Origin of the sequence: Microbacterium oxydans, assembly GCF_026559675.1 — a bacterium.
Taxonomy (GTDB): domain Bacteria; phylum Actinomycetota; class Actinomycetes; order Actinomycetales; family Microbacteriaceae; genus Microbacterium; species Microbacterium oxydans_D.
Window position 1 is genome coordinate 2,758,333 of sequence record NZ_CP092891.1, and the last position, 25,574, is coordinate 2,783,906.

Here is a 25,574-nt window from a genome sequence, read left to right on the forward strand (position 1 = left end):
GGGGGCCTTCTCTGGATGGAGCCGCTTGTCAGAATCGAACTGACGACCTTTTCATTACGAGTGAAATGCTCTGCCGACTGAGCTAAAGCGGCGTGCGACGCGTGAGCGGCGCGATCACCGATATTACCCTGTCTCGCGCTCGCTCGCGAATCGAGCCCGCATCACTCGCAGCGAAGCCCGTCTTCCGGCACGACGTCATCGAGCAGGAACGCCTCGACGGCGTCGTCGACGCAGACGTTGCCCTTGTTGTATCCGGTGTGCCCCTCGCCGACCCGGGTGATGAGGACGCCCTCCTCGAGCTGGTTCGCGAGCGACTCCGACCACTCGTACGGCGTCGCCGGGTCGTTCGTCGTCCCGATCACCAGGATCGGTCCGGCGCCCTCCGCCGTGATCTCGCCGCGCGTGCCGGTGGGCGGGTAGGGCCACACCTCGCACGAGTCCGGACCGCTCCAGTACGGGGCGATGGTCGGTGCGCCCTTGGCGATCTTGGCGTCGATGGCCGCCTCGGCAGCCGGGTCGTCCTCCACCGGGTAGTCCATGCAGTTGTAGGCACGGAACGCCTCGGTCGAGTTGTCGGTGTAGGCACCGCTCTTGTCGCGGTTGTTGTAGAAATCGGCGAGGACGAACGCTGATGTGGGATCTCCCTGCAGCGCCTCGTCGAGCGCCTGGGTGAGGTATCCCCAGCTGTCCTGCGAGTAGAGCGCGGCGATGATGCCCGTCATCAGGGAGTCCGCGCCCAGAAGACGTCCGTCGCCGTTCTTCAGGGGCGTGCGGTCGACGCTCGCCAGGAGGGCGCCGAGGTCGGCCATCGCCTCGTCGACGGTGCCGTTGAAGGGGCACTCGCCGGAGTCGAGGCAGCTCTTCATGTAGGCGCGTAGCGCCGATTCGAAGCCGAGAGCCTGGGTGGCACCCACCTCGAGCCCGGGGACAGCCGGATCGATGGCGCCGTCGAGGACCAGTCGCCCGGCCTTCTCCGGGTAGAGCTTCGCGTAGGTCGCACCGAGGAACGTGCCGTAGGAGTAGCCGAGGTAGTTCAGCTGCTTGTCGCCCAGCACGGCACGGATCAGATCCATGTCGCGGGCCGCGTTGATCGTGGTGATGTGGGGCAGGATGCCGTCGCTGTTCGCTTCGCAGGCCTCGGCGAAGCCCTTGTGCGCGGCGAGGAGCTCGGCCTCCCATTCCGCGGTGCCGCGGGCGGCGGCCGGGATCCCGTACAGGTAGTCGTCCATCTTCGGCGCGTCGTAGCAGGTCACGGCCGTCGACGCACCGACCCCGCGCGGGTCGAAGCCGATCACGTCGTAGTTCTTGATGAGGTCGGCGCCGACCGCGAAGCTGAGGTTGTTCAGGACGAGGTCGATACCGCTCGCACCGGGGCCGCCCGGATTCGTCAGCAGCGACCCGACCGGCGTGCCCTCGGCGCGGTGGCGGACCACGGCGAGGGTGATGTCGCCGTCGCCCGGGTTCTCCCAGTCGAGCGGCGCGGTGACCTCGGTGCAGTCGAAGCCGGGACCGCAGTCGGTCCACTCCAGCTCCTGGGAGTAGAAGGGCAGCAGGTCTTCCGCGACGCCCTCGGTGTCGGGCGCGGCGGTCGTCGACGGCCGCGAGGCCTGCTCGGGGATCGCGGCGTACAGACAGCCGGAGAGCGCCACAGCGGCGGCAGCCAGGCCGGCGACGACCGCGGCGGCACGACGGAAGCGGGAAGTCGGTCGATCGTTCACGGTTTCCTCCCGCTCGTGATCGTCACGAGCAAGCTCTCCAGGGCGAGCAGAGGGGCGACGTTGCGCTCCAGCGACTGCCGCGTCTCGGCAAGGTGGTCAAGTACGACAAGAGTACGGGCCTCGGACCAGGCGGCCGCGAGGTCGGTCAACTCCGACCGCAGCTCGCTGTTGATGAGGTCGTCACGCCCGAACTGCAGCATCACGACATCGCGGAACAGCGACTGCAGGTCGGTGAGCACGCGGTCGATCCCGTCGCGCAGACTGCGGGTGGCCCGCTTCTTCTGATCGTCTTCGAGGGCCGACAGCTGCGTACGCAGCGCCGGCGGTACCGCCTGCCCCTCGGCGATGCCGATCGTGTGCAGCAGCGACGCGCGCTCGGCGGCGTCGCGCTCGGCCGTGAGCGCCTTCGCATCCTCGGTCGCCGCCTGGATGATCCGCCCGGCGACCTCGACCGCGTCGCCGACACCGCGGACGCCGAGCACAGACCGGAGGGTCTCGTCGCGCCGCCGCCGGGCCGCGTCGTCGGTGGCGAGCCGCTGAGCCATGCCGATGTGGCGCTGCGCATGCCGTGCGGCCTGCTCGGCGACGGCCCCGTCGACCCCGGTGCGCAGGGTGATGAGTCGGGCCACATCCGCGACGTCGGGCTCCCGCAACCGCAGCGAGCGCACGCGGGAGCGGATGGTCGGCAGCAGATCGGCCTCGCTGGGCGCGCACAGGATCCAGACTGTCCGCTCCGGCGGCTCCTCGAGGGCCTTCAGCAGGACGTTGGAGGTGCGCTCGACCATGCGGTCGGCGTCTTCGACCACGATGACCCGGTATCGCCCGGCGGACGGGGCGAAGTACGAGCGCTCCACCAGGCTGCGCGCCTCGGCGATCGTGATGATCACCTTGTCGGTGCGCAGGGCGGTGACATCGGGGTGGGTGCCGGCGAGCACCTGGCGCATCACGGTCTCGTCGTCGGGGCTGTCGGCGATCAGCGCGGCGGCGAAGGCGTAGGCGAGGGTCGAGCGCCCCGATCCGGGCGGGCCCGTGATCAGCCAGGCGTGCGAGAGCGCAGAGGGGTCGGATGCCGCGGCACGGAGCGTGTCGACGGCGGCGTCCTGCCCCCACACGTCCGCCCACGGGAAGGGAGCGGCGACGGTCTGGGGCATGCACTCAGCCTAATCGGGACCACCGACGCGCACGGCACTCGTGGCCGCAGCTGTGGATCAGTCCAGCAGCGCGCCGACCCGCACGCGGATCCGCTCGGCGATCTCCTCCGGGGAGGCGGCGGCGTCGAGCACGAGGAAACGGTCCGGCTCAGCCTCGGCGAGGGCCAGATACGCGTCGCGGACGCGGCCGTGGAACTCCGCCTTCTCGGCCTCCAGCCGGTCGAAGGGCTTGTCGGCGGAGTCCAGACGCGTGCGCGCGGCGGCAGGATCGAGGTCGAGCAGGAGCGTGAGGTCGGGGAGGGCTCCCTCCGCCGCCCACAGCGACAGGTCGCGGATCTCGGTGGCGTCCAGCACCCGACCGGCTCCCTGATACGCCACGGACGAGTCGAGGTAGCGATCCTGCAGCACGATGTCGCCTCGGTCGAGGGCGGGTCGCACGACGGTCGCGACGTGGTGCGCCCGGTCCGCCGCATACAGCAGCGCCTCGGCACGGGGGGCAATGTCTCCGCGATGGTGCAGCACGATGTCGCGGATGAGCTGGCCCACCTCGGAGCCGCCCGGCTCGCGAGTGCGCACGACCGTGCGACCGGCGCCCTCGAGCCACTCCGCGAGCAGGTTCGACTGCGTGGTCTTGCCCGAGCCGTCCCCGCCTTCGAGCGTCACCCACACGCCGCGGCCTGAGGTCACGAGTCCGCCTTCTCCGCCGCCTTCGCCGCGGCGTTGGCGGCGCGGGTGGCCGCAGCCTTCTTGGCGGCAGCCGAACGCGCTGCGGAGGTCGCCGCCGTGGTCTTCTTCGCGGGAGCTTTCTTGGCCGTGCTCTTGGACGCCGTGCTCTTGGACGCAGCGGTCTTCGCCGCAGGCTTCTTGGCCGGAGCCTTCTTGGCCGGAGCCTTCTTGGCCGGAGCCTTCTTGGCCGGAGCCTTCTTCGCCGCAGAGCCGCGCTTGGGGGCCGGGCCCTTGGCGCGCTTGTCGGCGAGCATCTGCACCGCGATCTCGAACGTGATGTCCTCGACCTTCTGACCCCGCGGGATGGTCACGTTCGTCTCGCCGTCGGTCACGTACGCGCCGAAGCGGCCGTCGCGGATGCGGATCGGCTTCCCGCTGACCGGGTCCGCGTCGAACTCGGCGAGCGCACTGGAAGCACGGCGTCCTGCACCGTACTTCGGCTGCGAGTAGATCTCCAGCGCCTGCTCGAGCGTGACGTCGAAGATCTGCGATTCGCTCTCGAGCGACCGGGAGTCGGTGCCCTTCTTGAGGTACGGACCGAAGCGACCGTTCTGCGCCGTGATCTCATCGCCCGTCTCCGGGTCGACGCCGACGACGCGCGGCAGGCTCAGCAGCTGCAGCGCGGTGTCGAGCTCGATCGAGTCGACCGACATCGAGCGGAACAGCGAGGCGGTGCGCGGCTTCGGAGCCGCCTCCTTCTTCGCTCCGCGCTTGGGCTTGGGGGCCTCGACGACCTCACCGGTCGTCTCGTCGACCGCGGCGTCTTCCGATACCGGGTCGTTCTCCTGCACGTACGGCCCGAATCGCCCGTCCTTGACGACGATGATCTTGCCGTTCTCGGGGTTCTCGCCGAGCACGCGATCGCCGGCGACCGGAGCATCGATGAGCTCCTGCGCCTTCTCGGCCGTCAGCTCGTCGGGGGCGAGGTCTTCCGGCACGTTCACGATGCGCGGCTTGGCTTCGGGGTCCGGGTTCTCGGGGTCGGTGACCTCGAGGTAGGGGCCGTACTTGCCGAAGCGGAGCGTGGCCGTGTCGGTGATGCGCGTGGAGTTCAGCGCACGGGCGTCGATCTCGCCGAGGTTGTCGACGACCTGACGGAGCCCGACATGGGAGTCGGATCCGAAGTAGAACGACTTGAGCCACTCGACGCGGTTCTGCTCGCCGCGGGCGATCGTGTCGAGGTCGTCTTCGAGTGCCGCCGTGAAGTCGTAGTCGACCAGCTCGGCGAAGTGTTCCTCGAGAAGGCGGACGACGCTGAAGGCGAGCCAGGTCGGCACGAGGGCCTGACCGCGCTTGACCGCGTAGCCGCGGTCGAGGATGGTCTCGGGGATCGAGGCGAAGGTCGAGGGACGACCGATGCCCTTCTCCTCGAGCACCTTCACGAGCGAAGCCTCGGTGTAGCGCGGCTTCGGCGTGGTGCGGTGACCCTTGGCCTCGGCATCCGACACCGCGAGCTCGTCGCCGACGGCGACGGCCGGGAGCGACTGGTTCTCGGCGGCATCCGCATCGCCGCGCTTCTCGTCGCGACCCTCCTCGTAGGCCTCGAGGAAGCCCTTGAAGGTGTAGACGGTTCCGGACGCCGTGAACTCGGCCTTCTGCCCTGCCGCGTCGACGGCGATCGTGACCGTGGTGGTCTCGTACTTCGCGTCGGACATCTGGCTGGCGACCGTGCGCTTCCAGATGAGGTCGTAGAGACGCTGCTCATCGCGATCGAGCTCGGAGGACAGCGACGCGGGCGTGCGGAAGTTGTCGCCCGAGGGACGGATCGCCTCGTGCGCCTCCTGCGCGTTCTTGCTCTTGGACTTGTACACGCGCGGCTTCAGCGGGACGGCGGCATCGCCGTAGAGCGCGACCGCCTGGCTCCGTGCCGCCTGCACCGCCTGGGTGCTCAGGGACGTGGAGTCCGTACGCATATAAGTGATGTAGCCCTTCTCGTACAGACGCTGGGCGACGCCCATCGCCTGCTTCGCGCCCATCGAGAGCTTGCGACCCGCCTCCTGCTGCATCGTGGAGGTCGTGAAGGGCGCGTAGGGGCTGCGGGTTCCGGGCTTGGCCTCGACCTTGGTGACCGTGCCGGCGCCCACGGCGTCGATGGACTGCGCGAGTGCCGCCGCGGTGGCCTCATCGAGGATGACGACGGCCTTCTTGAGCTTTCCGTTGTCGTCGAAGTCGGTGCCGCGCGCGAGCTGGCCACCGTCCACGCGGACGAGTCGGATCTTGAACGACGTGCCGGATGCCGCGGCTGCCGCGTCGACGTCCCAGTACTCGGCGGAGGTGAACGCCATCCGCTCGCGTTCCCGGTCGACGATGAGACGGGTCGCGGCGGACTGCACGCGCCCTGCCGAGATGCCGGTCTTGACCTTGTACCAGAGCACGGGCGAGACGTCCCAGCCGTACAGACGGTCGAGGATGCGGCGGGTCTCCTGCGCGTCGACGAGGTCGTGGTCGAGTTCGCGGGTGTTGCCGACGGCCGCCTGGATCGCGTCCTTGGTGATCTCGTGGAAGACCATGCGCTTGACCGGGACCTTGGGCTTCAGAGTCTCGAGCAGGTGCCAGGCGATCGCCTCGCCCTCGCGGTCCTCATCAGTGGCGAGCAGGAGCTCGTCGGCGCTCTTCAGCGCGCGCTTGAGTTCCGCGACCGTCTTGGTCTTCCGATCGGAGACGACGTAGTAGGGGTCGAACCCGTTGTCGATGTCGATGGAGTACTTCCCGTAGGCCTGCTTGTCGGCAGCCGGGATGTCCTTCTTGTCAGCGAGGTCGCGGATGTGGCCGACGGAGCTGAGCACCTCGTAGCCGTCGCCGAGGTATCCCTGAATAGACCGCATCTTCGTCGGGGACTCGACGATGACGAGCTTCTTGCCTTCAGCCAAGGGTGCGTCCTTTCTTCGAAGCACACCATACACACCACTGTGTGGGGTCGTTCACAGTGAGCGAGGTCGCGCTGCCGTCACTGTCCCTCGGGTGGCCCGGCACGGGCTCGGGAGACGGCTGCGAGTCCAGCGTACGCCGCCTGCACCTCCACGGTCGCCACGAAGCCCTCGAGGGAGCATCCGGTGAGCGCGGCGCCGGCGGCGCTCGCGACCCGTGCGGCGAGGGTGCACGGGTCCTCCCCGGTCGGCACCGCCCCGCTCGCAGCGTCGGCTGCGGCGAGCGCCGCGGCATCCGCCGCACCCGCCGCACGTTGCCCGGTCACCGCTGCGCCGCCGACGGCCGCGAGTCCGAGCGAGAGCGCGGCGGCGACGGTCAGCACCCCGGCGGCGAGGGCCGAGCCGGCCATCAGAGACCACCGTCGAGCGCACAGCTCGACGCCCGCAACGGCAGTCGGACCAGCGCTCCGATCGACGCGGTCATCGACGCCGTGGCGCACACCAGGTCACCCCGGCGCGCCGACGACAGACCCGCGCCGGGGACCGCCACCTGCACCACGCGCTCCGCCGCATCCGCACCCTCACCCCGCCCCAGCAGACGAGCCGCGTCCGCGGAGGCATCCTGCAGCGCGACCTGTCGTGATGCCGCTCCGAGCGCTCCGGCGCCCAGCAGAAGCGCCAGCACCACGGCCGGCAGGGCGAGGGCGAGCTCGGCCGCGACCGATCCGCGGTCCCCGATTCGACCCGCCGCGCAGCACTCCTCTTCTCTGGTGCCGACAGTCCTCCTCCGCATCACGACACCGTCAGCGCCCGCCGCACCAGGCCGGTGAGGATGCCGCGGACCTCGTCGGAGCGCATGATGACGACGAGGAGTCCCGCGAACGCGACGGCGGCCATGGTCGTGATGGCGTACTCGGCCGTGGCGGCGCCGCTGTCGTCGCCGAACAGCGTGGCCGCGCGGTACCGGTCCAGCCGGGGGATGTTCTTCATGGTGTTCCTTCTTTCTCTGGGATGCCTTCGCATCGGTGGTGCTGCGCACGAGGTGGCGTCGTCGGCGACGGGCGTCACGACGGAAGAGGTGTCGAGGCGAGGACGCTCAGCAGCATCGGTGCCACACCGAGCAGGAGGAAGGCCGGCAGCGTGCACACGCCGAGCGGGATGAGCAGCTGGGTCGAGAGCTTCGCCGCGCGAAGGCGACCCTGCACCCTGGCCACGTGCCGGTCCTGGGCGGCGGACGCCCGGAGCAGCTCCGCGGCGGGCACCCCCGCGGCACGGGACAGATCGAGAACAGCGCGCACGCGGTCATCGCTCCCCTCCGACACGGAGCTCTCGGCGACCAACTGCAGCGCCCGTTCGATGGAGGCACCGCCGGCGAGGGCCACCGCCACCAGCTCCGCACGCATCCCGGGCGTTCCCGGCGCCGGCCGCGCCCGTCGCAGCAATCGCCGCGTCCACAGCCGTGCTGCCAGGACCAGCAGCAGTCCGGCGCCCACGCACGCGGTGCCGAGCGGGTTCGCGATGAGCACGCCGATGGTGTCGAACCCGAGGGCGAAGCCGAGGAGCAGTCCGGCGAACGGCATCCACAGCAGCAGTCGCGCCGTCCCGGCGGGCTCGGCGAGGGCGATGCGCACGTCGTCGGCCGCGGCCGCCGCATCGCGCAGGGTCTCGGCGATCATCCGCAGCACCTCGGCGAGCGGGGCGCCCACCGTGGTCGCGATCTCCCAGGCAGCGGCCAGATCGAGCCACGCTCCTCCCTCGGCCTCGATGGCGGCGAGGAGCGGGACGCCCTGATCGACCCGGTCGACCACGGCGGCCGCGGGCGGATCACCGGTGTCGGCGAGATGACGCCACGCGGTCAGCGGAACCGCGCCCGCCTGCAGCAGCACGGCGAGGGTCTGCACCGAGGTCGCGGCATCCGCTCCGGAGTGCCTGGCCTCGTGACTGCGGCGGGCCACGCTCACCACGGCCGCACCTCCTCTATGTCGAGTCGGTCGCCCGTGAGCACGAGGCGCCCGGCCTGCGAGATCCGGCGAACCCCGCCCGGGGCGCGATCGAGATGCAGCACGATCGTGAACGCGCTCACCGCCTGGCGGCCCAGGGCGACGGCATCCATCCCGGCCAGCGCGCCGAGCGCCTCGAGTCGGGCCGGCACGTCTCGGAGCCCGCTGGCGTGCAGGGTGCCCGCTCCCCCGTCGTGCCCGGTGTTGAGCGCGGTGAGCAGCTCGCGCACCTCTTCCCCTCGGCACTCGCCGACCACCAGCCGATCCGGCCGCATCCGCAGGGACTCGCGCACCAGCCGGGCGAGTGTGATCCCTCCGGTGCCCTCCAGGTTCGCCTGCCGCGCCTCGAGCGCGACGTGATGGGGGTGACGTGGCCGCAGCTCGGCCACATCTTCGATCGTCACGATCCGCTCCGTCGGCGACACCTCGGAGAGCAGCGCGGAGAGCAGGGTGGTCTTGCCGGTCCCGGTGCCCCCGGTGATGAGGACGTTCGCGCGTTCTGCCACGAGTCCGAGGAGCCAGCTCTGCTGGTGCGCATCGAACGCACCCAGCGCGGCGAGCGCTTCGAGGTCGGCGGCCCGCACCCGAGGGATCCGGATCGAGAGCGCGGTGCCGGAGGTGGAGACCGGCGCGAGCACGGCGTGCACCCGGATGCCGGAGTCGAGGCGGACGTCGACGCACGGCGCCTGGTCGTCGAGGTGGCGCCCGCCGAGACCGACCAGCGCGACGGCGAGGTCGCGGACCTCCCGCTCCGACGCACGCCAGCCCGGCACCGGTTCGGCGCCGCTGCCCCTGTCGAGGAAGAGTCCGGTCGGACCGTTCACGAACACATCGGTCACGGCGTCGTCGATGTGCGTGCGGAGCGGTCCGAACGCCGGGTCGAGATGGAGTTCCGGCGCCGCATCCATGGCGGACGCGGCCGGCTGCCCCTCTCGGGGCTGGATGACGAAGGAATCGGGCATACCGCGACGCTAGGCGGCACCCGCACGGCGAGATCTCGCGAGCGACCGGGATGCTCGAGGGCTGTGCAGAGATCGCTCCGTCCGACGCCCGTGCAGGAGTGTGGGACGCGCATCACGACGAAGCCTCGGGAGCGCTCTCAACGGAAATGGGCGGCATCTCACGGGGGGAATGAGATGCCGCCCACGGCGGGCCACGATTGGGGGAACCGGGCGCGCCAAGGCCGGAATGTGATTTCGGCTGTCGTCGAGTGTACGCAAGGCAACCGTCCTGACAAAACCAACGCGACTACCGACTTTCGGCAGTATGCGAGGGAATCTCGCGGGGATAGATTCGCCCTGACCCGGTCGTCCACCCCACGACCGTGCTCGAACGACCGAATGCCGCAAAGGAGCGCCTGCCGATGAGCAGCCAGATCGACCACCTTCTCGACGAGACCCGGCGGTTCCCTCCGTCGGAGGAGTTCGTCGCCCAGACCATCTCATCGCCCGAGCTGTACGAGCGTGCCGCTGCTGATCGCGAGGCCTTCTGGGGCGAGCAGTCGCGCGACCTGGTGCACTGGCACAAGCCGTTCACCCAGGTGCTCGACTGGACCAATCCCCCGTTCGCGAAGTGGTTCGAGGACGGCGAGCTGAACGTCGCCTACAACTGCCTCGACCGCCACGTCGAAGCCGGCAACGGGGACCGCGTCGCGCTGCACTGGGAGGGCGAGCCCGGCGACTCCCGCCGCATCACCTACGCGGAGCTGACCGATGAGGTCAAGCGCGTCGCCAATGTGCTCGAGGGGCTGGGCGTGGGCCAGGGCGACCGCGTCGCGATCTACCTCCCGATGATTCCCGAGGCGATCGCATCGATGCTCGCCGTCGCGCGTCTCGGCGCCATCCACTCCGTCGTGTTCGGCGGCTTCAGCGCCGACAGCCTCCGCTCGCGGATCGACGACGCGGGCGCCAAGCTCGTGATCACGGCGGACGGGGGCTACCGCAAGGGCCGCGTCTCCGCCCTGAAGCCCGCGGTCGACCAGGCTCTCGCCGATCGCGGCGACGGAGAGCAGCAGACCGTCGAGCACGTCCTCGTCGTCAAGCGCGGCGAGAACGAGGTGGAGTGGACCGAGGGTCGCGACCTCTGGTGGCACGACGTGGTCCCGGCGGCATCCGCCGAGCACACCGCACAGGCCTTCCCCGCGGAGAACCCCCTCTTCATCCTGTACACCTCCGGCACCACCGGGAAGCCGAAGGGCATCCTGCACACGTCGGGCGGCTACCTCACGCAGGTCGCGTACTCGCACAAGTACGTCTTCGACCTGCACCCCGAGACCGACGTGTTCTGGTGCACGGCCGACATCGGCTGGATCACCGGACACAGCTATGTCGCGTACGGGCCGCTCGCCAACGGGGCGACGCAGGTGCTCTACGAAGGCACGCCGGACACCCCGCACCCCGGTCGCTGGTGGGAGATCATCGAGAAGTACAACGTCTCGATCTTCTACACCGCGCCGACCGCCATCCGCTCGTTCATGAAGGTCGGCCGCAGCGTCCCGCAGAAGTTCGACCTCTCGTCCCTCCGCCTCCTCGGCTCCGTGGGCGAGCCCATCAACCCCGAGGCGTGGATGTGGTACCGCGACGTGATCGGAGCGGGCAAGACGCCGATCGTCGACACGTGGTGGCAGACCGAGACCGGCGCGATCATGGTCTCCGCGCTCCCCGGCGTCACGGAGACGAAGCCCGGGTCGGCGCAGGTGCCGCTTCCCGGGATCTCGATCGACGTCGTCGACGAGCAGGGCGTCGAGGTCGGCAACGGCAACGGCGGACTGCTGGTCATCACCGAGCCGTGGCCGAGCATGCTCCGCGGCATCTGGGGCGATCCCGAGCGCTATCGCGAGACGTACTGGGAGAAGTTCGAGGACCAGGGCTACTACTTCGCCGGCGACGGCGCCCGACTCGACGAGGACGGCGACCTGTGGCTGCTGGGCCGCGTCGACGACGTCATGAACGTCTCGGGACACCGCCTCTCCACCGCCGAGATCGAGTCGTCGCTCGTCGCCCACGAGGCCACGGCCGAGGCCGCAGTGGTCGGAGCGTCGGACGAGACGACCGGACAGGCGGTGGTCGCGTTCGTCATCATCAAGGAGAGCTACCTCGCTCAGCACGAGCCGGCCGGCCTCGCCCAGCTGCTGCGGCTCTGGGTGGGCGAGCAGATCGGTGCGATCGCCCGACCGCGCGACGTGTACATCGTCGGAGAGCTGCCCAAGACGCGATCCGGCAAGATCATGCGGCGCCTCCTGCGCGACGTCGCCGAAGGGCGCGAGGTCGGCGACACGACGACGCTGGCCGACACCGCCGTGATGAGCATCATCTCCGCACAGGTGAAGTAGGACCCGACGCAGAACGCCCCCTTCCCGACATCGGGAAGGGGGCGTTCTCGCGTGAGGCTGCGGTGACGAAACCGTCAGGAGAGGAGGAAGGTGACCTCGACCTCGACCGGGCTGCCGAGGGGGAGCTCGGCGACACCCACGGCCGCGCGCGCGTGGCGTCCGGCATCTCCGAAGATCTCGCCGAGGACCTCGCTCGATCCGTTGATGACGCCGGGCTGACCGGTGAATCCCTCCGCCGAGGCCACGAAGCCCCCGACGCGGAGCACGCCGGCGATGCGGTCAAGGCCGCCCGCGGCATCGGCCGCGGCGGCGAGGGCGTTGAGAGCGCACGTGCGCGCGTAGGACTTCGCGTCCTCCGCGGAGACGTCGGCACCGACCTTGCCCACCGCGGGCAGGGCGCCGTCGACGAACGGCAGTTGGCCGGAGGTGTAGACGAGTCCGCCGTGGACGACGGCGGGCACATAGGCGGCGACCGGGGCGGCGACGGCCGGCAGCTCGATGCCGAGCTCGTCGAGGCGCGTGGCGACGCTCATGCCTGGCCTCCCTCGAACTGGCGTGCGGCCTGCTCGGCGGCGGCGAGCCCGGCGTTCGCCGAGGCGTCCGACGTCACGGGGCGCTTCAGGTAGGCCACGAGGCCGCCTTCGGGGCCCTGAACGACCTGCACGAGCTCCCAGCCCTGCTTGCCCCAGTTGTTGAGGATCGCGGCGGTGTTGTGGATGAGCAGCGGCGTGGTGAGGTACTCCCACGTGGTCATGGCACTCCTGTCGATCGGGGCGCGACACCGGATTTCCGGGCCGGGCTCGTCAAAGGCGGTATTCAGGGAACTCCCCTACGATCAAGCGTATGCCCCAAAAGAATCGCACGGTGAGAGGCGTGCTCGGCGGTCTCGTCGGGCTCGTCGGCCTGAGCGCCGTAGCCGGTCTCCTGGTCACTGCCAGCGTCACCCCCGTCCTCGCGATGACCGGTCTCGCAGGCACCCAGGCGCTCACCCTCTTCGACGAGCTCCCCGAGGTTCTCAAGGTGAACGCCCCCATGGAGCAGTCCACCATCTACGCGACCGATCCGGACGGCAAGCCCGTCGCCCTCGCGTCGTTCTACGAGCAGAACCGCGTCCCGGTGAAGTACGACGAGGTCTCCCCGGTGCTGTACGACGCGATCCTCTCCAGTGAGGACAAGAGCTTCTACAGCCACGGCGGTGTCAACCTCGGCGCGACCGTGAAGGCGCTCGTCGACAACGTGCGCGGCACGTCCAGCCGTGGCGCCTCGACGATCAGCCAGCAGTTCGTGAAGAACGTGCGCATCCAGGAGTGCGAGCAGAAGGTCGACACGACCTCCGACACGTATACCGAAGAACTCCGCAAGTGCTGGGAAGACGCCACCAACGCCGACGGCGTCGACGGCATCGAGCGCAAGCTGCAGGAGATGCGGTACGCGATCCAGATCGAGAAGGACTACTCGAAGAACGAGATCCTGCTCGGCTACCTCAACATCGCCAACTTCGGCGGCACCGTCTACGGCATCGAAGCCGCGGCCCGGTACTACTTCTCGACGACCGCGGCGAAGCTGACCGTCGTCCAGGCCGCGACGCTGGCCGGCATCGTGCAGAACCCGAACACGTACCGCATCGACCTGCCCGAGGGCACCTGGACGGACAAGGCGGGCGTCGCGCACAACACCGCGGAGGACGGGTTCAAGGACACCCTCGACCGTCGTGACTACGTGCTCTACCGCATGCTCGACGACGGCAAGATCACCAAGGCCCAGTACGAAGAGGCCAAGGCCACCCCGATCACGCCCGCGATCAAGCGTCCGACGCAGGGCTGCGCGGCGGCCGGGACGAACGCCTACTTCTGCCAGTACGTGAAGTCCATCGTCGAGAACGACGAGGCCTTCGGCGCCACGCCGCAGGATCGTCGCGACCTGCTGCGCCGCGGCGGCCTCAAGATCTACACGTCGCTCGACCTGCGCATCCAGACCCCTGCGGCCCAGGAGATGGCCAACGTGGTCCCCGCGAACTTCGACAACAAGTACTTCGGCGCCGCGGGTGTGTCGATCGAGGTCGGCACCGGCCGCATCCTCTCGATCACCCAGAACACCAAGTTCGCCGAGACGCCGACGAAGGACCAGGCGTACTCGTCTCTGGTCTTCGCGGGCGACCAGAAGAACGGCAACTCCGGTGGCTTCCAGGTGGGGTCGACGTACAAGCTGTTCACGCTGATCGACTGGCTCGAGAAGGGCCACTCCGTACGTGAGGTGCTGAACGGGCGCGTGTCGACCGACCTGAAGATCCCCGTGTGCGAGGTCCCCCAGTCGACCAACACGCAGAAGATCGGCAACTTCGGACGCGGCGGCGGCTACACCGCGAGCGTCATGGACTTCACCCGTCAGTCGCTCAACAGCGGGTACTTCGCCATGGCGGCGAAGCTCGACGTCTGCGACATCAACAAGGTCGCCGACAAGATGGGCGTGACCCTCGCCAGCGGGAAGAAGGTCACGGAGGAGAACGTGCCCTACGACGTGCTCGGGCCGAAGAACATCTCCCCGATCGCGATGGCGAACGCCTACGCCACGGTCGCCAGCGGCGGCAAGTACTGCACGCCCCGCGCGATCGACAAGGTGATCGATCCCTCCGGCGCCGAGCGTCCGCTCCCCAAGTCCAGCTGCACCGAGGGCGTGCTGACCAAGGAGGTCGCGGCCACGGCGGCGTACGCGCTGCAGGGCGTGATGGACGGCGGCACCGGAAACAAGGCCAACCCGTACGACGGCACTCCCCTCATCGGCAAGACCGGTACGCACGACCTGTGGTCGACGATGATGATCGAGTCCAGCACCAAGGTCGCGACCGCGATCTGGGCCGGCCGCTCGAACGGTAACCACGACAACGTCTTCAACGTCTGGACCGGTTCCCACCTGCTCAACGAGGTGCGGTATCCGCTCGCCAGGGCCGCGCAGCATGCGGCGAACCTGGCCTACCCGGGCGATGCCTTCCCCCGGCCGGACGACAGGCTCATCCGCCAGGTGATGACCGACGTGCCGAACGTCGTGGGCAAGACCATGGCCGAGGCGCGGTCGATCCTGGAGAACGCCGGCTTCTCCGTCTCCGAGGGCGCCGCCGTCGACAGCGACCAGCCGACGGACATCGTCGTGGCCCAGGATCCCTCCGGCCAGACCGCCGGGGGCTCGACAATCACTATCTCGCCCAGCAACGGCCAGGGCACGACGGTTCCCGCGGATCTCGTCGGGATGTCGAGAGCCCAGGCGGCCGCCGCCCTCGGGGGTGCCGGCTTCGCCTCGGTGAACTTCGACAACTCCTGCAATCCACCGGAATCCGTCGTGAGCTCGACGAACCCGGCACCAGGCTCTGCGGCCAAGAAGTCCACCGCCGTGAGCGTGACATGCGAGTAGGCGCACACCGCGCGCCACACCCGGCCCTCATCGCGCTCGGCGCGGTGGGGGCCGCCGGCGTCGCCGCGGCGACCTGGGGGATCGGCATCGAACGGTACCTGTTCACGGTGCGCGAGGTCAGCGCCGCGGCACTTCCCTCCGGCGCCGCTCCCCTGCGCATCCTGCACATCTCGGACGCGCACATGGCGCCGTGGCAGCACCGCAAGCAGGACTGGCTGGCGTCGCTCGCGGAGCTGCGGCCGGATCTCATCGTCAACACCGGCGACAACCTCGGACACGCGAACGGACTGGACGGCATCCGCCGGGCCTTCGAGCCTCTCGCGGGCATCCCCGGCGTCTTCGTGCACGGCTCGAACGACGTCACCGCACCCTCGCCGCGGAACCCGCTCCGCTACTTCCTCGGACCGTCGAAGAAGCACCACGAGCCCGAGCTCCTCGACACCGAGGCGATGGATCGCCACTTCACCGACGATCTGGGCTGGACCAGCCTGAACAACGCGGCCGCGCGACTCACGATCGCCGGTTCCCCCGTCGACCTCTTCGGTGTGAACGACGCCCACCGCGACTGGGACCGCCTCGACGTGCTGCCTGCGGCGATCGACGGGCTCGGTCCGCGCGATGCCTCCACTCCGGTGCTGGGCGTCACCCACGCGCCCTATCAGCGGGTGCTCAATGGATTCACGGACCTGGGTGCCGACGCGATCCTCGGCGGTCACACGCACGGCGGACAGGTCTGCCTCCCCGGATACGGTGCCCTCGTCGCGAACTGCGACATCCCCCTCAAGCAGGCCAAGGGCCTCAGCACCTGGTCGCACGGCGGCCGGACGGTGCCGCTCAACGTCAGCGCGGGGTGCGGGCACTCGATCTACGCGCCGGTGCGCTTCGCCTGCCGGCCCGAGGCGACGCTGCTCACGCTGACCGCACGGAACTGATCCTCGCCTCGATTCGGCGCACGGAGCATTTCCCTGTAGACTCGGAGGGTTGCAAACGGGGTGTGGCGCAGCTTGGTAGCGCGCTTCGTTCGGGACGAAGAGGTCGCAGGTTCAAATCCTGTCACCCCGACCAGTGACACCGGAAGGCCGCCCTCAGGGGCGGCCTTCTCTGTATCGGGATCGTGCACGAAGGGAACGCATGGGCTCTCTGCTCCCGCCGCCGCGCCACCGCACGCGCGTCTGGGCCCTCGCCCTCGGCATCCCCTTCCTCGCCGGCCTCGCCGCGCTCACGCTCACTCCCTCGCGCGTCGAGGATGCCATGCCGAATCTGCTGGACCTCGTCCTCGGCGCCGCGCATCGACTCGGCTGGGCCTCGCTCGACTTCACGCGTCTCGAGATCATCGCGAACGTCCTCGTGTTCGTCCCGGTGGGCATCCTCGCCTTCATCCTGCTCCCCCGTCGGCTCTGGGTGCTCTCACTCCTCGTCGGGCCCCTGCTGTCCCTGGCGATCGAGACGGCGCAGCGCGTCGCGCTCCCCCACCGGGCGGCCACCGTGACCGATGTGGTGGCGAACTCCGCCGGCGCCCTGCTCGGCGTCTTCCTCGCCGTGCTCTGCACCCTGCTGCTCGCCCCACGCGCCTCGCGGCGCCGACCTCCTAGGCTGGAGACATCATGACCGCGCCTGCTCTCGTCGCCTTCGACCTCGATGACACCCTCGCCCCGTCCAAGGGCCCGATCGACCCTCGCATCGCCGACCTGCTGCGGGCTCTGCTGCGCGCGGTCGACGTCGCGATCATCTCGGGCGGCAACGAGGCGCAGTTCCGGTCCCAGGTGATCGCGCAGCTCGGAGACGCGGATCCTGCCGACCTCGCCCGCCTGCACCTGCTGCCCACCTGCGGCACCCGCTACCTGCGCTACGACGGCACGGACTTCGTCGCGGTGTACGCGCACGACCTCAGCGAACACGACAAGACCGCCGCGCTCACCGCCCTGCGGGAAGAGGCCGAGCGCCTCGGACTGTGGGAGGCCGAGCCGTGGGGAGAGATCCTCGAGGACCGCGGCTCGCAGATCACCTTCTCCGCGCTGGGCCAGCGCGCCCCGCGCGACGCGAAGCACGACTGGGACCCCTCCGGCGCGAAGCGCGGCGCCCTGCGTGACGCCGTCGCCGCGCGGCTGCCCGGCCTCGAGGTGCGCTCGGGCGGATCGACGTCGATCGACATCACCCAGGCCGGCATCGACAAGGCCTTCGGGATGCGGCAGCTCGCCGAGAGCACCGGCATCGCCCTCACCGACATGCTCTTCTACGGCGACCGCCTCGACGAAGGCGGCAACGACTACCCGGTCCTCGCCATCGGCGTCCCCTCGATCGCGGTCGACGGCTGGGAAGACACCGCCGACAAGCTCGACACCCTCCTCCCGACGCTCTGAGGCGCGCGCCGCAACACGCGGAGCAGCGCCATGTCGCCGCGGGGCCCTAGCATGGCATCATGGATGCCCTCCTGATCGTCATCACCGTCGCCGCGGTCGCCAGCGCCGCGTGCTGGGTCCTCTCTCTGATCACCCGCGACACCTCCTGGGTCGACCGCGCCTGGTCGATCGTCCCGGTGGCCTACGTCTGGATCTTCGTCGCCGGCGCCTTCGCGAACGGTGACGGATCCGTCCGCGTGGTGCTGATGGGAGTGCTCGCGACCGCTTGGGGAGCCCGGCTGACCTTCAACTTCGCGCGCAAGGGCGGCTACACCGGCATGGAGGACTACCGGTGGGCGATCCTGCGGAAGCGGATGCGGCCGTGGCAGTTCCAGATCTTCAACGTGCTGTTCATCGTCGGCTATCAGATGACGCTGCTGGTGCTGATCACCCTGCCGGCGCTGATCGCCGCGCAGAACCCCTCCGCGCTCACCGGATGGGATGCGCTGTTCGTGGCGGTGTTCCTGGCCTTCCTGTTGGGCGAGACCATCGCCGACCAGCAGCAGTGGGTATTCCACCAGCGCAAGAAGAAAGCCGGTGGCACTCTCGCACCCGGCTTCGCGACCACCGGCCTGTTCCGCTACAGCCGCCACCCGAACTTCTTCTTCGAGCAGGCGCAGTGGTGGGCGTTCTACGCGCTCGGCGCCACCGCCGCGGTGGCCGGAGGCGCCGGGGTGATCGGCGGCGTGCTGAATCCGACCATCATCGGCCCGGCGCTGCTGACCGTGCTGTTCATCGGCTCGACGATCTTCACGGAGTCGATCACCGCGTCGAAGTACCCGGCCTATGCCGAGTACCGGCGCACGACGTCCATGCTGATCCCCTGGCCGCCGCGCACCCGTGCCGTGGCCCCGCAGTCCTGACCGCGGGCGGGGCGCCGTCCGGCACGGGCGCAGCGGGCGTGCTCAGCGCGTGCGGGCCTCGGCGGCCGCGCGCGACACGGGCACCAGGCGCGTGAGCTGGGTCACGTGTCCCGGCTCGAGCTCGGCGAGCGAGGCCACCCCGAGCAGACGCATGGTGCGCTCGATCTCGCTGCGCAGGATCGCGATCGTGCGGTCGACGCCCTGGCGTCCCCCGGCCATCAGGCCGTAGAGGTAGGCGCGCCCGATCAGGGTGAAGTCCGCTCCCAGCGCCACGGCGGCGACGATGTCGGCACCGTTCATGATGCCGGTGTCGATCATCACCGTGAAGTCGTCGCCGACCGCTCGACGCACCTCGGGCAGCAGGTGGAAGGGGATCGGTGCCCGGTCGAGCTGACGTCCGCCGTGGTTCGAGAGCACGATGCCGTCCACGCCGGCGTCGCGCAGACGCACCGAGTCCTCGACGTTCTGGACGCCCTTGATGACGATCTTGCCGGGCCACAGGCCGCGGATGACCTCGAGGTCGTCGTAGCTGATCGTGGGGTCCATCGCCGCATCCAGCAGCTCTCCCACCGTGCCGCCGGTGGTGCTCAGCGATGCGAACTCGAGCTTGGGCGTGGTGAGGAAGTCGAACCACCACCACGGACGCGGGATCGCGTTGATGATGGTGCCGAGGGTGAGCTGCGGCGGGATGCTGAATCCGTTGCGCTTGTCCCGCAGACGCGCGCCCGCGACGGGGGTGTCCACCGTGAACTGCAGGGTGTCGAAGCCCGCGGCCGCCGCGCGACGGGTGAGCTCGTAGGAGATCTCGCGATCGCGCATGACGTAGAGCTGGAACCAGTTGCGTCCGTGCGGGTTGGCGGCCTTCACGCCCTCGATCGAGGTGGTGCCGAGCGTCGAGAGGGTGAACGGGATGCCGGCGGCTGCCGCGGCTCCGGCGCCCGCGGTCTCCCCCTCGGTCTGCATCAGACGCGTGAACCCGGTGGGGGCGATGCCGAACGGCAGGGCGGACGGCCCTCCGAGGATCTCGACGCTCGTGTCGACGGTCGGCGCCGGACGCAGGATGCCGGGGTGGAACTCCACATCCTGGAACGCCTGGCGTGCGCGGGTGAGGGACAGCTCCCCCTCGGCGGCGCCGTCGGTGTAATCGAAGGCGGCCTTCGGCGTGCGGCGCTTGGCGATCAGGCGCAGGTCGTCGATCGTGAGCGCGGCGTCGAGGCGGCGCTTGCGTCCGTCGAGCTCGGGCTTCTTGAACTTCATGAGCTCGAGGAGCTCGACGGGATTGGGGAGCTGGCGCTGCACCATGATGTGCCTCTCAGTTCGGGGAGGGGATGTCACGGGTGAGCCCCGTGGACGTGTAGTAGCCGGTGATGTGGGAGTGCACCCGGGCGCGGGCCGCATCGACATCCCCGGCCTCGATCGCGGCGACCAGCGCGCGGTGCTCGGCACGGAGACGAGCGGCCATCGACTCCCAGTCCGGGATCACGGCGACCCCCGCCTGCACGTAGGACTCGATCGAGGAGCGCAGTCCGGCCATCATCGCGGCGATGACCGTGTTGCCGCTGGCCTCCGCGAGCGAGAGGTGCAGCTGGGCGTCGAGCGCCAGGAACTCCGACGGCGCGAGACCGGGAGCGTCCATCGCCTCGAGCAGTTCGCGGGCGCGAGCCGTGTCGCGGTCGGATGCACCGGCCAGCGCGGCGACGACCGCGTCTTCGAGGACCAGACGGGTGCGCACCACATCGTCCAGCGGGAACCCCTGCGCCGCCACCTGGAGCCGGAGCAGTGCCGACATACCACCGGTGGGCGTGGCGATGACGATGGCCCCGGACTGCGGGCCGGAGCCGGTCGCGGTGCGGATGAGCCCCATGACCTCGAGCACCCGGAACGCCTCCCGCACGCTGGAGCGCCCCACGCCGAGGTCGGTCGCGAGATCACGCTCCGACGGCAGGCGATCCCCCGGGCCCAGACGGCCGTCGAGGAGATCGCGCTCGATGTGCTCGAGCACGAGTCGCCATGCACGTGCCGGCTGCTCCGCCATCGATCCTCCTGTGGTCTGACCACAGGTTACTCCGTGTGGTCAGACCACGCAAAACAGGAGTGACGATGTTTCGTCCCGCTTCGCTCGCTCGACGACCGGGCTGGGTACGCCGGCGCGCGGCGACGAGCCGTCGCACCAGAAAACGCCCACGACCCGGTCGTCGAGCGCGGGCGCCGCGACGAGACGAAACCTCTCAGCCCAGGCGTCCGCCGGACTCCTCGAGGTAGCAGGTGCCGCAGAGCGACTCGTAGGTCGTCAGCTCGGGCGACGCCGATCCGATCGCCCCCTCGTCGATCGCCACCTGGTCGCCGTCGAAGACGAACCGTCCGCCGACGACCCGACCGTTGAACACGGCCTTCCGTCCGCACCGGCAGATCGTCTTGAGCTCCTCCAGCGAGTGCGCGATCGCGAGGAGGCGCGCGGATCCGGGGAACGCGTGGGTGAGGAAGTCGTTGCGGATGCCGTAGGCCATCACCGGGATGCCGTCCTCCACCGCGATGCGGAAGAGATCGTCGACCTGGCTCGGGGTGAGGAACTGCGCCTCGTCGATCAGCAGGCAGGCGACGTCGGTCGGGCCGCCGGGGAGCAGCTCGTCATCGGACGCGTGCTGCATGCGCTCCCGATGCTCGGCGAAGAGGACACGCGCATCGTCGTCCGGAGCGATGAGGAAGTCGACCTGGCGGGTGACGCCGAGTCGACTCTCGATCTCCGACGCGCCCTTGGTGTCGATCGCGGGCTTGGCGAGCAGGACGTGCTGACCGCGCTCCTCGTAGTTGTACGCGGCCTGCAGCAGAGCCGTCGACTTGCCGGAGTTCATCGCGCCGTAGCGGAAGTAGAGCTTCGCCACGGTGCGGCCTCAGACGTTGATGCCGAGGGTGGCGGCGGTGGCCTCCGTGGACTTCTCCGCGAGCGCCGCATCCTCGTTGAGCTTCTCGCCGAACGTCGGGATCAGCGCGCGCAGCTCGGACTCCCAGCCCGGGTACTCCGCCGGGAAGCACTTCTTCAGGAGGTCGAGCATGATCGGGACGGCGGTCGAGGCGCCGGGGGAAGCTCCCAGGAGACCGGCGATCGATCCGTCGGCCGAGGCGACGACCTCGGTGCCGAACTGGAGGATGCCACCCTTCTTCGGGTCCTTCTTCATCACCTGAGCACGCTGACCGGCGTCGATGAGCGTCCAGTCCTCATCCTTCGCGGTGGGCATGAACGTGCGCAGACTGTCGACCTTCTTGGCGTGGTTCTTCAGCAGCTCGCTGACGAGGTACGTGATGAGGTCGGGGTTCTTCACCGCGACCTGCAGCATCGGCAGCAGGTTGTGCGCGCGCACCTGCGACACGATGTCGAGCATCGAGCCGTTCTTCAGGAACTTCGGGCTGAACGTGGCGAACGGGCCGAACATGAGCGAGGCCTCGCCGTCGACGACGCGCGTGTCTAGGTGCGGGACGGACATCGGCGGAGCACCGACGGAGGCCTGCGAGTACACCTTGGCCTTGTGCTGCGAGACGATCTTCGGGTCGGAGGTCTTGAGGAACTGCCCGCCGATCGGGAAGACGCCGTACCCCTTGATCTCGGGGATGCCCGACTTCTGCAGCAGCTTGAGCGCCCAGCCGCCGGCGCCGACGAACACGAAGCGCGCACGCACCTCGTTCGGCGTGTGGCCGAGGCTGTTGCGGTACTTGACCAGCCAAGTGCCGTCCTTCTGCTTCTTCAGGCTGCGGACCTCGTGGTTGGTGCGCAGCGTGACGCCGGAGTCGGTGAGGTGGTCGAAAAGCTGATGGGTCAGGGCGCCGAAGTCGACGTCCGTGCCCGCGGGGACGCGGGTCGCGGCGAACGGCTCGCCCTTGCGGCGCTGCTGCATGAGCAGCGGGGCCCACTTGTTGATGACGCGGGAGTCCTCGCTGTACTCGATGCCCGCGAACAGCGGCTGCTCCTTGAGCACCTCGTAGCGGTTCTTGAGGTAGGCGACATCCTTCTCGCCGCGCACGAACGTCATGTGCGGGGTCGCGTTGATGAACGTCGAGGGGACGTCGAGCACGCCCTTGTCCACCAGCGACGACCAGAACTGGCGGCTCTGCTGGAACTGCTCGTTGATCGACACGGCCTTGGCGGGGTCGAGCGGCGCATCGCCCTGCTGCGGCATGTAGTTCAGCTCGCACAGGGCGGCGTGCCCCGTGCCCGCGTTGTTCCACGGGTTGGAGCTCTCCTGAGCCACGTCGGAGAGTCGCTCGAAGGCGACGATCTTCCACTCGGGCTGCAGCTCGTGCAGGAGTGTACCCAGGGTGGCGCTCATGATGCCACCGCCGATCAGGACGACATCGACGTTTTCAGTCACCGAACCAGTCTAGTTCGCGGGCACGCCGTCGCAGACCATGCGACGGCGTGCGCGGATGCGGGTCTCAGCTCACCGGGGTGAGACGCTCGGCGAGCACCTCGGCGATCTGGACGGCATTCAGCGCCGCGCCCTTGCGAAGGTTGTCGTTGCTGAGGAACAGCACGAGGCCCTTGCCCTCGGGAGCGGACTGGTCGGCGCGGATGCGGCCGACGAAGCTCGGGTCCTTGCCGGCGGCCTGCAGCGGCGTGGGGACCTCGTCGAGCACGACGCCCGGGGCCGTGCTCAGCACCTCGCGCGCCCGCTCGGGCGTGATGTCGCGGGCGAACTCCACGTTGATCGAGAGCGAGTGTCCGGTGAAGACGGGGACGCGCACGCAGGTGCCCGCGACGCGCAGACCCGGGAGCTCGAGGATCTTGCGGCTCTCGTTGCGGAGCTTCTTCTCCTCGTCGGTCTCGTTGTCGCCGTCGTCGACGAGGTTGCCGGCGAACGGGATCACGTCGAAGGCGATCGGCGCGATGTACTTCTCGGGCTCGGGGAAGTCGACCGCGGAGCCGTCGTGCACGAGGCGGAGGGTGTCGCCCTGGGCGAGCACGCCCTCGACCTGGCCGAGGAGCTCCTGGGCGCCGGCGAGACCGGAACCGGAGACGGCCTGGTACGTGGACACGATGAGGCGCTCGAGGCCGGCCTCGGCGTGCAGGGCCTTCAGGACCGGCATCGCGGCCATGGTGGTGCAGTTCGGGTTCGCGATGATGCCCTTGGGGCGCTCGTCGATCGCGTGCGGGTTGACCTCGCTGACCACGAGCGGGACCTCGGGGTCCATGCGCCAGGCACTCGAGTTGTCGACGACGACGGCGCCCGCTGCGGCGAAGCGCGGCGCGTAGGCGCGGCTCGCGGTGGCCCCGGCGGAGAACAGGGCGATGTCGATGCCCGAGGCATCCGCCGTCTCGACGTCTTCGACGATGACCGTCGCGCCGCCGAACTCGATCGCGGTGCCGGCGGAGCGCGCAGACGAGAACAGACGCAGGTCGCGGATCGGGAACGACCGCTCGGCGAGAATCTCGCGCATCACGGTGCCCACCTGGCCGGTGGCGCCGACGATGGCGACGGAGAGTCCTGATTCGGAGATGCGGGTCATGATGTTCCTTGGCGTCGTGCGGTACTGCGTACGAGGCTTCGGGCGCGGCGTCGGGGTGCTGATGCTGCGCCTGGCGCCGGTGTCAGGGTTTCGGCGAGTCTACCGTGGTGCGACGGGGAGCCGCCGCGAGGTTCCGCACTCCTGCCCACACGGCAGGAAAGCGCAGAGGATTGGCCGAGATCAGCGGCCGGTGCCGGCGTGGACCGTGGCCTCGGCGTCGCCGTCGAGCCCGTAGGCGGTGTGCACGGTGCGTGCCGCCTCGGTCAGGTCGGTGTCGCGGAGCACCACGGAGATGCGGATCTCGGAGGTCGAGATCATCTCGATGTTGATGCCGCCGGCCGACAGCGCCTCGAAGAGCGTCGCGGACACGCCGGAGTGCGTGCGCATGCCCGCTCCGACGACCGACAGCTTGCCGATCTGGTCGTCGTGGATCAGGTTCTGGAACCCGACCTCGGTCTGCTCGCCGGCCAGGGCCTTGAGGGCAGCCGCGGCATCCGCCTTGGGCACGGTGAAGGAGATGTCGGTGCGGCCGGTGGCCGACACGTTCTGCACGATCATGTCGACGTTGGCGCCGGACTTCGCGACGATCTTGAAGATCTCGGCCGCCTTGCCCGGGACGTCGGGCACGCCGGCGACCGTGATCTTGGCCTGGCTGAAGTCGGTGGCGACCCCGGCGACGATCGGTTCTTCCATGACTGCTCCCTCGGCTTCGCGAGGGTTCTTCATTCCCTCGCCCAGAACGTACGTGCCCTCGGCCGACGAGAAGGTCGACCGAGCGTGAATGAGGACGCCGTGACGGCGTGCGTACTCGACGGCGCGGATGTAGAGCACCTTGGCGCCGTTGGCGGCGAGCTCGAGCATCTCCTCGCTGGAGACGTGGTCGAGCTTCTGCGCCTTCGGGATCACGCGCGGGTCGGCGGTGAAGATGCCGTCCACGTCGCTGTAGATCTCGCACACGTCGGCGTCGAGCGCCGCAGCGAGGGCGACGGCCGTGGTGTCCGAGCCGCCGCGGCCGAGCGTGGTGATGTCGCGGGTGTCCCGGTTGAAGCCCTGGAACCCGGCGACGATCACGATCGCGCCCTCGTCGAGAGCTTCGCGCAGACGGACCGGGGTGACGTCGACGATGCGAGCCGCACCGTGCTGCGAGTCCGTGATCATGCCGGCCTGGCTGCCCGTGAACGAGCGCGCCTCGAAGCCCATCGAGTGGATCGCCATCGCCAGCAGTGCCATCGAGATGCGCTCTCCGCTGGAGAGGAGCATGTCGAGCTCGCGGGGTGCGGGAATCGGCGCGACCTCGTTAGCGAGGTCGAGCAGCTCGTCGGTGGTGTCGCCCATCGCGCTCACGGCGACGACCACGTCGTGGCCTGCACGACGCGTGTCGACGATGCGCTTGGCGACGCGCTTGATGCTCTCTGCGTCGGCGACGGACGAGCCGCCGTACTTCTGCACGATGAGGGCCACGATCACTCCCTGGGATGTCGGGCGGATCCGCCCACGCTCATTCTACGATCGGCGCGTATGCTCCGTTGCGCATGTGTCGGGGGGGGGTGGTGCGCGGGCGGATCGCCGAGTGCACGGGACCTCGACGAGTGCACGACACGTTCGCGCGGATTGG

Annotated in this window: 23 protein-coding genes and 2 tRNA genes; 7 read left to right on the top strand and 18 right to left on the bottom strand. The window is 69.5% G+C overall.

What is annotated here, in order from left to right:
* Positions 1 to 16 precede the first annotated feature (16 nt).
* The 10 genes from MME74_RS13325 to MME74_RS13370 all read right to left on the bottom strand — a co-directional run bounded on the left by MME74_RS13325 (position 17) and on the right by MME74_RS13370 (position 9,424).
* Positions 17 to 92: transfer RNA gene (locus tag MME74_RS13325), tRNA-Thr, on the bottom strand.
* A gap of 69 nt (positions 93 to 161) precedes the next feature.
* A complete protein-coding gene (locus MME74_RS13330; protein ID WP_267415539.1) occupies positions 162 to 1,718 on the bottom strand; it encodes an alpha/beta hydrolase in 1,557 nt (518 codons plus the stop codon).
* Positions 1,715 to 2,869 carry a DNA polymerase III subunit delta' gene (locus MME74_RS13335; protein WP_267415540.1) on the bottom strand — a complete coding sequence of 385 codons (1,155 nt, stop codon included), beginning with the start codon at positions 2,867 to 2,869 and terminating at the stop codon, positions 1,715 to 1,717. Before MME74_RS13335 ends, MME74_RS13330 begins: the two co-directional genes overlap by 4 nt.
* A 57-nt stretch (positions 2,870 to 2,926) precedes the next feature.
* Complete coding sequence (gene tmk / locus MME74_RS13340; RefSeq protein ID WP_267415541.1) at positions 2,927 to 3,556, bottom strand: dTMP kinase; 630 nt, start codon at positions 3,554 to 3,556, stop codon at positions 2,927 to 2,929.
* Entirely contained in the window at positions 3,553 to 6,465 is a 2,913-nt protein-coding gene (topA, locus tag MME74_RS13345) for a type I DNA topoisomerase (protein WP_267415542.1), read from the bottom strand. Before topA ends, tmk begins: the two co-directional genes overlap by 4 nt.
* Positions 6,466 to 6,542: 77 nt before the next feature.
* Positions 6,543 to 6,872 carry a helicase gene (locus tag MME74_RS13350; protein WP_267415543.1) on the bottom strand — a complete coding sequence of 110 codons (330 nt, stop codon included), beginning with the start codon at positions 6,870 to 6,872 and terminating at the stop codon, positions 6,543 to 6,545.
* Positions 6,872 to 7,255, bottom strand: coding sequence for a TadE family type IV pilus minor pilin (locus MME74_RS13355; RefSeq protein WP_267415544.1), 384 nt, complete (start codon positions 7,253 to 7,255; stop codon positions 6,872 to 6,874). Before MME74_RS13355 ends, MME74_RS13350 begins: the two co-directional genes overlap by 1 nt.
* Positions 7,255 to 7,452: a DUF4244 domain-containing protein gene (locus MME74_RS13360; RefSeq protein WP_267415545.1), complete on the bottom strand. Its 198-nt coding sequence runs from the start codon at positions 7,450 to 7,452 to the stop codon at positions 7,255 to 7,257. The genes MME74_RS13355 and MME74_RS13360 overlap by 1 nt, the downstream gene beginning before the upstream one ends.
* Before the next feature lie 74 nt (positions 7,453 to 7,526).
* Positions 7,527 to 8,426 carry a type II secretion system F family protein gene (locus MME74_RS13365; protein ID WP_267415546.1) on the bottom strand — a complete coding sequence of 300 codons (900 nt, stop codon included), beginning with the start codon at positions 8,424 to 8,426 and terminating at the stop codon, positions 7,527 to 7,529.
* Complete coding sequence (locus tag MME74_RS13370) at positions 8,420 to 9,424, bottom strand: TadA family conjugal transfer-associated ATPase (protein WP_267415547.1); 1,005 nt, start codon at positions 9,422 to 9,424, stop codon at positions 8,420 to 8,422. Before MME74_RS13370 ends, MME74_RS13365 begins: the two co-directional genes overlap by 7 nt.
* A 401-nt stretch (positions 9,425 to 9,825) precedes the next feature.
* Between MME74_RS13370 and acs the strand changes: the two genes are divergently transcribed.
* Entirely contained in the window at positions 9,826 to 11,793 is a 1,968-nt protein-coding gene (acs, locus tag MME74_RS13375) for an acetate--CoA ligase (protein ID WP_267415548.1), read from the top strand.
* Positions 11,794 to 11,867: 74 nt separating this feature from the next.
* On the opposite strand, the gene MME74_RS13380 is transcribed toward acs, so the two are convergent.
* Positions 11,868 to 12,326, bottom strand: a complete 459-nt coding sequence (locus MME74_RS13380) for a RidA family protein (protein ID WP_267415549.1) — start codon at positions 12,324 to 12,326, stop codon at positions 11,868 to 11,870.
* A complete protein-coding gene (locus MME74_RS13385) occupies positions 12,323 to 12,547 on the bottom strand; it encodes a hypothetical protein (RefSeq protein WP_267415550.1) in 225 nt (74 codons plus the stop codon). The genes MME74_RS13380 and MME74_RS13385 overlap by 4 nt, the downstream gene beginning before the upstream one ends.
* A 110-nt stretch (positions 12,548 to 12,657) precedes the next feature.
* Here MME74_RS13385 and MME74_RS13390 point away from each other — a divergent pair, with 110 nt between their 5' ends.
* From MME74_RS13390 to MME74_RS13415, 6 genes are all read left to right on the top strand, one after another.
* The gene (locus MME74_RS13390; RefSeq protein WP_267415551.1) at positions 12,658 to 15,198 is read left to right on the top strand and encodes a transglycosylase domain-containing protein; all 2,541 of its coding nucleotides are present in this window, start codon (positions 12,658 to 12,660) and stop codon (positions 15,196 to 15,198) included.
* The gene (locus MME74_RS13395) at positions 15,189 to 16,130 is read left to right on the top strand and encodes a metallophosphoesterase (protein WP_267415552.1); all 942 of its coding nucleotides are present in this window, start codon (positions 15,189 to 15,191) and stop codon (positions 16,128 to 16,130) included. Before MME74_RS13390 ends, MME74_RS13395 begins: the two co-directional genes overlap by 10 nt.
* A gap of 56 nt (positions 16,131 to 16,186) precedes the next feature.
* Positions 16,187 to 16,263 (top strand) — tRNA-Pro (locus tag MME74_RS13400).
* Positions 16,264 to 16,329: 66 nt separating this feature from the next.
* Positions 16,330 to 16,806: a VanZ family protein gene (locus MME74_RS13405; RefSeq protein WP_267415553.1), complete on the top strand. Its 477-nt coding sequence runs from the start codon at positions 16,330 to 16,332 to the stop codon at positions 16,804 to 16,806.
* On the top strand, positions 16,803 to 17,558 hold the full coding sequence (locus tag MME74_RS13410; RefSeq protein WP_267415554.1) for an HAD-IIB family hydrolase: 756 nt from the start codon (positions 16,803 to 16,805) through the stop codon (positions 17,556 to 17,558). The genes MME74_RS13405 and MME74_RS13410 overlap by 4 nt, the downstream gene beginning before the upstream one ends.
* Before the next feature lie 59 nt (positions 17,559 to 17,617).
* Complete coding sequence (locus MME74_RS13415; protein ID WP_267415555.1) at positions 17,618 to 18,460, top strand: DUF1295 domain-containing protein; 843 nt, start codon at positions 17,618 to 17,620, stop codon at positions 18,458 to 18,460.
* A 42-nt stretch (positions 18,461 to 18,502) separates the two neighbouring features.
* Here the strand turns inward: MME74_RS13415 and MME74_RS13420 are convergent, their stop codons facing one another.
* From MME74_RS13420 to MME74_RS13445, 6 genes are all read right to left on the bottom strand, one after another.
* Complete coding sequence (locus tag MME74_RS13420; RefSeq protein ID WP_267415556.1) at positions 18,503 to 19,762, bottom strand: alpha-hydroxy acid oxidase; 1,260 nt, start codon at positions 19,760 to 19,762, stop codon at positions 18,503 to 18,505.
* A gap of 10 nt (positions 19,763 to 19,772) precedes the next feature.
* Complete coding sequence (locus tag MME74_RS13425; protein WP_267415557.1) at positions 19,773 to 20,495, bottom strand: FadR/GntR family transcriptional regulator; 723 nt, start codon at positions 20,493 to 20,495, stop codon at positions 19,773 to 19,775.
* Between the two features lie 193 nt (positions 20,496 to 20,688).
* Positions 20,689 to 21,342: a thymidine kinase gene (locus MME74_RS13430; protein WP_267415558.1), complete on the bottom strand. Its 654-nt coding sequence runs from the start codon at positions 21,340 to 21,342 to the stop codon at positions 20,689 to 20,691.
* 9 nt (positions 21,343 to 21,351) lie between these two features.
* Positions 21,352 to 22,824, bottom strand: a complete 1,473-nt coding sequence (locus MME74_RS13435) for a malate:quinone oxidoreductase (RefSeq protein ID WP_416383320.1) — start codon at positions 22,822 to 22,824, stop codon at positions 21,352 to 21,354.
* 64 nt (positions 22,825 to 22,888) lie between these two features.
* The gene (locus MME74_RS13440; protein WP_267415559.1) at positions 22,889 to 23,959 is read right to left on the bottom strand and encodes an aspartate-semialdehyde dehydrogenase; all 1,071 of its coding nucleotides are present in this window, start codon (positions 23,957 to 23,959) and stop codon (positions 22,889 to 22,891) included.
* A gap of 180 nt (positions 23,960 to 24,139) precedes the next feature.
* On the bottom strand, positions 24,140 to 25,420 hold the full coding sequence (locus MME74_RS13445) for an aspartate kinase (RefSeq protein WP_029258718.1): 1,281 nt from the start codon (positions 25,418 to 25,420) through the stop codon (positions 24,140 to 24,142).
* Between the last annotated feature and the right edge of the window lie 154 nt (positions 25,421 to 25,574).